Below are 1,995 nucleotides of genomic sequence, written 5' to 3' on the forward strand. Positions count from 1 at the left end.
ATTGATAGCAATCCGGCACAAGCTTCCCGGCAATCGGCAGCTCAGGCCGGTGAACCCGACAGCTCTGTTTTCAAATGCGCCAGAAAGGCCTGCGCCGCCCGCGACAGCGTGCGGCCCGTCGCCGTCTGCACTTCCACATTGCGCAAATCCAGGCCACGGTCACGCAGGCGTATGCAGGCAAACTCGCCGCGCTGGACCTTGTAGCGGACCGATATTTCGCCCGCGATGGTGACGCTTTCCGGGTAATGGCGCAAAAAGTCGTTCAGGCTGGTGATGTAGTTGCTGGTCAGCACCGGCGATACGGTCAGGCCCTGCAGGCTGCAGGCGATGTCAAACAGCTGGCGCACGGTGGTGTTTGTTTCCGGCAGCACGATCGGGTAGGCCAGCAGCTGCTTCAGGTTGATCTGTTTGAACTGGGTCAGCGGATGGTCAAAGCGCATGGCCGCCATCACCGGCGACGGCTGCAGGTGCTCCACCTGAATGCCGCTTTCGGGCGTGCGGCTCATGGTGAGGCCGATGTCGGCATCGCCATGCAGGACGCGGCGCGAGCACTCCGCCGGGGGGTGCGCACCCAGGTGAAACTGGATGCCGGGATGCGTCTTCATGAAGTCGCCGATGGCCTTGGGCAGGAACTCCATCGCAAAACCTTCAGTGCAGGCCAGGCGCACCCGCCCGCGCTGCATGCCTTGCAGCGCCTGGATCTCATGCACCACCCGCTCCGAGTCATGTGCCGATTTGAGCGCGTGCACGGCCAGCATCTCCCCGGCGGCGCTGGGCACCATGCCCCTTGGATGGCGGTCAAAAAGCGTTKCCCCCAGCAGGTCTTCCAGGTGCGCGATGTGGCGGCTGATGGCAGACCCCGCCACATTCAGGCGCTGGGAGRCTTCGCTGATGGAGCCGCAGCGCACGACCTCCAGGAAGTAGCGCAGCGCGGTGTCCTGCAATTGACGGGCAACCTGGGGAGAAAGGGTCATGGGCGTCGGGTGATGGCGGAGCTGCCAGGGCATGGGCAGCCAGAGCATTGCCGATTTGGCAACGCAATCATACATATTCTCTAATGCATGGAATGGTCTTTCGGTCTGGTTCTTGCGCAGAATGAGCCGTCTCCACTCCCCACGCCATGACGAAGGACTTTTATGAAGCAATTTTTCACCACGATGGTGCGTCAAAGTTTTGTGCTTGCGGCCTTCGGTGCCGGCCTGACTGCAGCCCATGCAGGCAAAGCCAACGACACCCTGGTTTACGCCTCGGACAGCGAGGTTGAAAACGTCAGCCCGTACCACAACAACATGCGTGAAGGTGTGATCCTGGCCAACCTGGCCTGGGACACGCTGGTCTACCGGGACCCCAAAACCGGTGAGTTCAAACCCCAGCTGGCCACCGCCTGGAAATGGGAATCCGCCACCGCATTGCTGGTCACCCTGCGCCAGGGTGTCACCTTCCACAACGGTGACAAGTTCAGCGCCGACGATGTGGCCTACACCTTCAATGTGGTCACGGCGCCGGAGGCCAAGATCGCCACGCGCCAGAACACGGGCTGGATCAAAAACGTCGAAAAGCTCGGCGACTACCAGGTACGCATTAATTTGAAGGCACCGTTTCCGGCCGCGATGGACTACCTGGCCGGGCCCACGCCGATCTACCCCGCCGCTTACATGAAGAAGGTGGGCCTGGAGGGCTACAGCAAGGCGCCCATTGGCACCGGCGCCTACAAGATCACCGCCGTGGTGCCAGGCCAGGGCGTAACCATGGTGAAGAACACGGCCTACTTCAAGGACAGCCCGGCCGGCCAGCCGAATATCGGCACGGTGAAGTTTGTGGTGATCCGCGACCCGGAAGCGCGCGTGGCCCAGCTGATGACGGGCGCGGTGGACTGGATCTGGCGCGTGCCGTCCGACCAGGCCGAATCGCTCAAGTCCAGGCCCAACACCACCGTGCTGAGCGGTGAAACCATGCGCGTGGGTTTCATGTCGATCAACAGCAACGGCACCACGC

At 62.2% G+C, this 1,995-nt stretch carries 2 protein-coding genes; one reads left to right on the forward strand and one right to left on the reverse strand.

What is annotated here, in order from left to right:
• Positions 1-41: 41 nt before the first annotated feature.
• On the reverse strand, positions 42-1,007 hold the full coding sequence (locus AC1D1P_RS21935) for a LysR family transcriptional regulator (protein ID WP_477674428.1): 966 nt from the start codon (positions 1,005-1,007) through the stop codon (positions 42-44).
• Between the two features lie 150 nt (positions 1,008-1,157).
• Between AC1D1P_RS21935 and AC1D1P_RS21940 the strand changes: the two genes are divergently transcribed.
• Positions 1,158-1,995, forward strand: an 838-nt coding sequence (locus tag AC1D1P_RS21940) for an ABC transporter substrate-binding protein (protein ID WP_477674429.1), incomplete at its 3' end; no start/stop codon positions are given.

This window comes from Polaromonas sp. P1_E1_2, assembly GCF_056406035.1.